The sequence below is a fragment of the Pseudomonas sp. P4_C3 genome (assembly GCF_056402075.1).
Window position 1 is genome coordinate 1 of the sequence record NZ_JBFUIC010000252.1, and the last position, 6,379, is coordinate 6,379.

10 protein-coding genes and 1 pseudogene are annotated in these 6,379 nt (G+C 54.8%); 4 read left to right on the forward strand and 7 right to left on the reverse strand.

The window, feature by feature from the left end:
- Positions 1 to 3: 3 nt before the first annotated feature.
- Positions 4 to 411, reverse strand: a complete 408-nt coding sequence (locus AC1DVH_RS24685) for a hypothetical protein (protein WP_477756022.1) — start codon at positions 409 to 411, stop codon at positions 4 to 6.
- Between the two features lie 331 nt (positions 412 to 742).
- Between AC1DVH_RS24685 and AC1DVH_RS24690 the strand changes: the two genes are divergently transcribed.
- Positions 743 to 1,399, forward strand: coding sequence for a trypsin-like peptidase domain-containing protein (locus tag AC1DVH_RS24690; protein ID WP_477756023.1), 657 nt, complete (start codon positions 743 to 745; stop codon positions 1,397 to 1,399).
- Between the two features lie 287 nt (positions 1,400 to 1,686).
- Here the strand turns inward: AC1DVH_RS24690 and AC1DVH_RS24695 are convergent, their stop codons facing one another.
- The gene (locus AC1DVH_RS24695; RefSeq protein WP_108217769.1) at positions 1,687 to 1,893 is read right to left on the reverse strand and encodes a hypothetical protein; all 207 of its coding nucleotides are present in this window, start codon (positions 1,891 to 1,893) and stop codon (positions 1,687 to 1,689) included.
- A gap of 252 nt (positions 1,894 to 2,145) precedes the next feature.
- Here AC1DVH_RS24695 and AC1DVH_RS24700 point away from each other — a divergent pair, with 252 nt between their 5' ends.
- Positions 2,146 to 2,340 (forward strand): hypothetical protein, encoded by a 195-nt coding sequence (locus AC1DVH_RS24700; RefSeq protein WP_477756024.1) that lies wholly within the window; start codon positions 2,146 to 2,148, stop codon positions 2,338 to 2,340.
- A 75-nt stretch (positions 2,341 to 2,415) separates the two neighbouring features.
- Here the strand turns inward: AC1DVH_RS24700 and AC1DVH_RS24705 are convergent, their stop codons facing one another.
- Positions 2,416 to 3,168 carry a carbonic anhydrase gene (locus AC1DVH_RS24705; protein ID WP_477756025.1) on the reverse strand — a complete coding sequence of 251 codons (753 nt, stop codon included), beginning with the start codon at positions 3,166 to 3,168 and terminating at the stop codon, positions 2,416 to 2,418.
- Between the two features lie 202 nt (positions 3,169 to 3,370).
- On the opposite strand from AC1DVH_RS24705, the gene AC1DVH_RS24710 reads away from it, so the two are divergent.
- Complete coding sequence (locus AC1DVH_RS24710) at positions 3,371 to 3,826, forward strand: DUF2214 family protein (RefSeq protein WP_477756026.1); 456 nt, start codon at positions 3,371 to 3,373, stop codon at positions 3,824 to 3,826.
- Between the two features lie 184 nt (positions 3,827 to 4,010).
- Here AC1DVH_RS24710 and csrA read toward each other — a convergent pair whose 3' ends face one another.
- The gene (csrA, locus tag AC1DVH_RS24715) at positions 4,011 to 4,202 is read right to left on the reverse strand and encodes a carbon storage regulator CsrA (protein WP_053161267.1); all 192 of its coding nucleotides are present in this window, start codon (positions 4,200 to 4,202) and stop codon (positions 4,011 to 4,013) included.
- 250 nt (positions 4,203 to 4,452) lie between these two features.
- Here csrA and AC1DVH_RS24720 point away from each other — a divergent pair, with 250 nt between their 5' ends.
- Positions 4,453 to 4,818 (forward strand): SPOR domain-containing protein, encoded by a 366-nt coding sequence (locus AC1DVH_RS24720; RefSeq protein WP_477756027.1) that lies wholly within the window; start codon positions 4,453 to 4,455, stop codon positions 4,816 to 4,818.
- A gap of 86 nt (positions 4,819 to 4,904) precedes the next feature.
- Here AC1DVH_RS24720 and AC1DVH_RS24725 read toward each other — a convergent pair whose 3' ends face one another.
- The 3 genes and pseudogenes from AC1DVH_RS24725 to AC1DVH_RS24735 all read right to left on the reverse strand — a co-directional run.
- The gene (locus AC1DVH_RS24725) at positions 4,905 to 5,594 is read right to left on the reverse strand and encodes an endonuclease (protein WP_477756028.1); all 690 of its coding nucleotides are present in this window, start codon (positions 5,592 to 5,594) and stop codon (positions 4,905 to 4,907) included.
- 4 nt (positions 5,595 to 5,598) lie between these two features.
- The gene (locus AC1DVH_RS24730; RefSeq protein WP_477756029.1) at positions 5,599 to 5,868 is read right to left on the reverse strand and encodes a DUF1654 domain-containing protein; all 270 of its coding nucleotides are present in this window, start codon (positions 5,866 to 5,868) and stop codon (positions 5,599 to 5,601) included.
- Positions 5,869 to 6,049: 181 nt separating this feature from the next.
- Positions 6,050 to 6,379, reverse strand: a pseudogene (locus AC1DVH_RS24735) (L-asparaginase); the annotation flags it as partial.

The window sequence follows — 6,379 nt, forward strand, 5'->3', positions numbered from 1 at the left end:
GCGTTACTGCGCCGTCGTTTGTACGGTGATACTCATGATCCCCCCTATAGCCGGTGTTACCACCCGATATTCAATCGTGATGTTCGTAGTGCCCACTACATAACAGCGCATGCAGCCAGGCTCCAGTGTTTTTACCATTAACCCTGTCAGTGACGGCTTAATATCCTGGTGCCTGGACGTATCAATAAAACAGTGAGGAATAACCATGCCTTTAACTCCGGTAGTGTCTGGATTGCCGGCTATGGATGACTGCTCTTTAGAAAGGTTAGTTGACTTGGTACTACCGCTAAAACCCGTTCCGTCGATATTGAAACGGTCCGGGTTTGCTATTGGCGAATTGCCTGTTGTATAGGTGCCCGATGTAAATCTTCTTGCGCTTGCGACCGCGACCGCGACCGCGACCGCTTGCACTTGTCGCTCTTGTGGGTGACGGGCATAGCGATTGATTCAGGTAGGCACCGCTTTCCATGATCGTTGGTGCCATTAACGAAGGCGTCGATAGCAACGCCTGGTTTTTTCTCTCGTCTTTAACAATTTTCAGGCGCCAAATATTTGAACTTTGAAGTTGATCGAAAAGCGATTGGCCTTAGCACGATTTATTCATACGCGTCATTACAATCTCAGCCATAAGTAAGAAAACGTCCAACTAGAGCAAGCGGCGAGGAGTACTGCAATCCGACAAAAGCCAAAATAATGACAACAAAAAACAGTCGCATTCTCCCAATTAAGTCGGTGATATATCATGATCAAGATCATGGCCTACTTTTTAATTGGAGCTGTAACTGCAGGATGCAACGGCATCGTAAAACCCGACTTTTCGGGTCCTGCCAATGATTCATACTTTTTAGTCCACTCGGGGTTTCCCGCACCGTATCTATACGTGGCCTCGGCCGTGCAATGGAACGATGACTATGCGGTAACCACCCGCCACACTCCGTTCATCCCCAACGTGAAGTACAGCTGCAGTACAGGCTGCGATCTCGTCTTCATCCAGCACAAGGCCAGCGGCCGCTACCCRTCATGGCGCGCACCGCGTGTGGGCGAGAGCATCACTGCCGTTGGGACGAGTCCTTACCTCATGACCACTACCGGGAAAGGCAAGGTGTATCAAACGCCTTTCGTCAATGCCGACGAACACAGCGGTGATCTCTATGCCATCCATGATGCCCCGCTGGTCAAGGGCATGTCGGGTGGGCCGGTCCTCACCAGTGACGGCTGTATTGTCGGCATCAATATCGGTTTCTACTCAACCACTCTGAACGATGTGAGCACTCACTCCGGCGTAAAGGAGGCTGAGAGGATCAGCATCTTTATTCCTTACTCGATCATTCAGCGCGAGTGGGGGATATTGCAGGCAAAACTCAACGATCCACACGGCACGAGGTATGTCGTGAAGTAGCTTTTAGCTATCAATCAATAAGCGGCGTGGCGGCCGGGTTCTGCTGTCACTCTTGAATGGGAAGGTCAGCTCGCAGCTCCTGCATGGTGAGCTCACCGAGGCTTCTCGGGTTGCAATACATCCAGCAAGAGCAGACCTTGCCATGATTTGCGAAGACGCCTGCATCTCGAGCAGGCACGTCCCGGTATTTGGTTCTCTGGTGGCTCCCCACGCATACGTCCGCATGCCGATCGCTGCGCAGCTGTTGCCGGATACATCGATCCGGGTGTCGCCTGCCTCATAAAAGGTCAGAGCGCGAAACCCGTCGCATGGGCAAGATGTCCCTCCTGCACTCCCGCGATCAGGTGCAGTGGGATGTTCTGCTGTACTTCAATGGACGGTACCTCGATGCTTCCTACAATCTGGAGCTGCCGCTCGCTCGGTTCGGTCGATTCTGCTGCCTTTTCCCTAGCCATTCTTGCGTGGTTCATTGCGATTTCGTTGAGCGTTGACACGTTACATCTCCTGGTGACTGGCCAAGCGTATCGCTGGAGTCCTTAAGCATTGGTTGAATGGCTACTGCGTCAGAATCATGTTGTTCCGGCCGCTGCTACGCGCGATCTTAGCAATCCTCAAGCCGCGGATGTGGGTGAGTTCTTCGTTGTGTTTTCGTAGGCGACGAATGGCGGGCCACTGTGGATGATAGTCCGGATTCTTTGCCATTCAGGCGTAAACTGGTGGGGCTGCCTCATCGAAAGGAGCCGCCTATGAACGTCGATCAAATCAGCAAGCAGGCATCTGTGGACAAGGCTGTTTGGGATCAATACTTCTGCACTGCATTGATTGCGGAAAGCAATCTGACTGCCCCGATTGTGGGCGGTGCTACGCACGAAGACAGGCAGAACCTGTTGATCGAGAGGGCTAAAGCCCTCGCCGACAAAATGATGGAAAATCGAAAATAAACAGAGCCCAGCCATCGCGCTGGGCTCTTTGCATGCGGGGTTGTGCTCCGATGCAGGCGATGTGCGTGTTGCGGTTCAAACGATCAACTCTACCTTGCCGCTTGCCAGGCGATAAATGCCTCCCACTATCTTCAACTTGCCCTTGCTCTGCGCATCTGTCAGCAATGGCGAGGCCTGTTTCAGGCTGTTGACAGAGTTTTTGACGTTTTGCGCGGTGGCGTTTTCCATCAAGCTCCCGGGTTGCTTCAGCACTGTCTCGATTGCCGACTTGAGTGCGTCAGTCAGTTTCGGGATATGGCCGGGGAAAATCGTCTGATCCTTGACGGCCTTGATGCCTGCCTCGATGGCGCCACAGCTCTCATGACCGAGTACGAGAATCAGCGGTGCGCCCAGTACGGCAACCCCGTATTCAAGACTGGCCAGGCCTTCCGGGGTCACGAAGTTGCCCGCGACGCGGATGGAGAAAAGATCGCCTCGCGCGGTATCAAACGCATATTCCGGGGCGATCCGCGAGTCGGAGCAGCTCAGTACTGCCACGAACGGATTTTGACCGGACACCAGGGCCTCTCGCTCAGCCTTGAAATCGTGTGTAGTGGAAGTACCGCTTACATATCGTTCATTGCCCTCCATCAGTCTTTTCAGCGCCATATCGGGACTGATTACGTTTTGAGGTTTGGGTGGGGCTGACGCTTTTTCGGCTGCCTGGATGAGCTTGCCGGGCAGTGTGCCGGTCAGCAGCAGGGCGCCTGCGCCCAATCCGGCAAGTTGAAGAAAACGACGACGGCCTGTTGTGTTTGAAGCAGAGCTTGAATCACATGATTCACACATGATTTTGTTTACTCAGTTCAATGCGGTGAGAGTGAGTTGTCGTTGGGGCCGGTACTGTCACGGACACTCAATACCAGCGCAATGGAGTCTAGTCGGTCTGTCATTTGTGTTCCGGACAATGTCCGCAGATGCCGTGCAAGCAGCCATTTCATGGGCTACTACTGACAGGCTCATACAACTTCGACCTGGCAGGAGTTTCTCGATGCTGACTCACTGGTTTCTAGCGGCGGTTCATCTTTTGGCATTTGCCTTGGGATTTTGGGCGGTGTTGGTTCGAGGCACAGCTTTTCGGCGTTTGGCCGATGGGGCCGCGCAAGTGCGCAGTGTTCTGATGGCGGACAATATCTGGGGTATTTCAGCTGTCGTTTTGCTGGTCAGCGGGGGGATGCGAGCCTTTGGCGGGTACGAGAAAGGCACGGACTATTACCTGCATCAGCCGCTGTTTCATCTGAAGATGACGCTGTTCGTCCTGATCTTGCTGCTGGAGATTGCGCCAATGGTGACGCTGATCAAATGGCGGATAGCGCTTGCCCGTAAAGTGGCGATCGATACAGGCCGCGCGAAGCTATTTGCGCGGATCAGTCATGTCGAGGCGCTGCTGGTGCTGCTGATGGTGGTGGCGGCGACTGGTATGGCGCGTGGCGTGATGTTTGGTTGATCACGCAGCTAACGCGTACTTCCGTGGGGTGAACCAGAAATGTCTGACAGCCAGAGCGTTGAGCTTGTCGCTAGTATCGAACCCTGGAGGCTTGTGTGGAAAGCAGGCGGAAGCGATGCAATGCCGAATCTTTAGCCAGCCGTGATTCCGGACTGAACGGGCTGGCTACTGACTGCAACAGGATTCAGGGTTGCGGCTTTTCCGGGGCGGTCAGGCCAGCCTGAATGCGCTGATAAATTTCTTCACGATGCACTGCAACGTCCTTCGGGGCGTTGATGCCGATCCTGACTTGCTGGCCGCTTACGCCCAGGATGGTGATCGTAATGTCATCACCAATGTTTATGCTTTCACCGACTTTGCGGGTGAGTATCAGCATGGTCTTCTCCTTGATTGCTTTGTGGGGCACCTGATTCGGACAGTGCAGAGGTCGGTGGTACGTATAGATTAGTGCGAAGTCTCGCGGTTTGGGTGCCTCTTTCTGACGTGCAGATGCGGCATTAATTCCCAAGGCGTAACTATACAGAGGCCGCAACCATCATTCTCGTTGTTTTGAGCCCATTTTACGGCACTCGCGAAGTATTCATGGATGTTAAAATCCCTGCTTTATGGATTTAGAGGGAAACGCCGTGCGCAAAATGGTTTTGGTAATCGCGATATTGGCGCTGGCGGGATGTGGCGAGGGCAGTAGTGTGGATGCGCCGAAGCCTGAACCGGCCATGGCTGCCGTACCCGCGGCGGTGTCCGGCCCGCAATGGGATCTTGAAGTGCGAGGTGAAACCCCTCAGGCGGTCAGCGATTTGAGTGGCTGGCTGATCGAGCACAGCTTCATGTCCAGCGTCGTCAAGGAAAATGGCAATACACGAATCCTGATGGGGCCGTTCAATTCGAAAGCCGAGGCCGAAGCCAAACAGGATGAAGTCCGTGCCGCGCTCACTCGCGCGAAGAAACAGAACATCGAATTGCTGGTGCTTGAGCGTCCGGCCGCTCAATAACATTCAGTAGCGCAGACGTTGAAGAAACAAAAAAGGCCTCGGGTGGTTAGTCCCGAGGCCTTTTTTGTTTCAGGTGTCGCCTGGATTCAACCGCAGGCCTTCATGTTTACCGGGCCGACGAACTCGTTGCCGCGCCCCATGACACACGCCACGCTCTGGTTGCGTTGCCGTTCCCAGGCCTGAACCGGATAGGTTTTGTCCCACGCTTCGTACAGTTGCCGATCCCGTTTCGACAGACGTAAACCATACTGCTTGCTCATGTAGAAGTACGTTCGGGCGATCATGCCGCGGATGGACGGGCGGGGCATGACTTTCCTGGCCTTGAAGTCGACCTGGGTCAGGCAGGAACCATATTGCCCCGACTGCTCGGGCAGCCAGCCGAAGCTGAAGTTGCTGCGATCGCCATTGACCTCGCCAATGCTGGGCACCAGGTTGTGCAGATCGGACTCGGCCTTTTGGTAAACCGGGTCGTAGCGGGTGCAGTTCTTGCGGCCACCTTCTTGCCAGCACTGGCGTTGATGGCCGATCTGCCAGGCAGGAACGATATGCTCCCATTCGATGCGGGATGCGCGTTTGGCATTTTTACGTGGCACGTAACCGCAGGCGGCAAGGTTCACCCGGTTGCCGGTGTACTTGCAGCCACAGTAAAACTCGGTGGATTGGGGCGCGTAGAGCTTCCACGCCACCTTTTTCGCTTCGGTGAAGGTGCGCGGGGCGTCGGCTTGCGCGCCCATGACAAAAAACAGGAACAGCAAAGCAAACCAGCGGGCACTCATCGACTCARTCTTCCTTCGGCAMRACCCAGAAAATCTGCACRCCGCCATCGTCGCGRTAGGCGAGGGTGACGTTGTCGTTTTCGKCGATYTCYTCCAGCAAGCGTTCCCATTCATCCACCGGCTCGTCAGGAAGGCGGAAGATCAGTGCTGCCCTGGCCTTTTGTGCGGTGGGAGAGTTGATGATTTTCTGAACGCGCAGGCCCATGCGTACATAGGTGTCAGGAGAGGAGGAGGTGGTGTCCACGGAATTATCCTTATTAAGCTGTACGTGCATACAGTATTTAACTGTAGGCCATTTCGCAACTGCTTAAAAATCAAGAAAATCGTCTGACAGCGATTTGTTCCGTTTGGCATAAGGCGAAGGGAGTTTTTTTGTCAGATCCAGCGGCAGCCACTCGCCAAGGCTGGCGAATGGCGCATGGGGTGCCCGACCGGATCGGTCGGGCGAGGGCAAATCAGTATTCCCAGAACATCCGCTGCAGCTCTTTGCTGTCGTTGGTCTTGGTCAGCGCGACCATCGCCAGGATACGGGCCTTTTGCGGGTTCAGGTCGTGGGCCACGACCCAGTCGTATTTATCGTCAGGCTGTTCGGCGTTGCGCAATACAAAGCCACCGGCGTTGACATGGGAGGAGCGAATGATCTGCACGCCGTCCTTGCGCAAGGCTTGCAGGGATGGAACTACCCGCGACGATACCGAGCCATTGCCGGTGCCGGCGTGGATGATGGCTTTGGCGCCGGATTGAGCCAGGGCCTTGTAAGCGGTATCGCTGACGTTGCCGTAGGA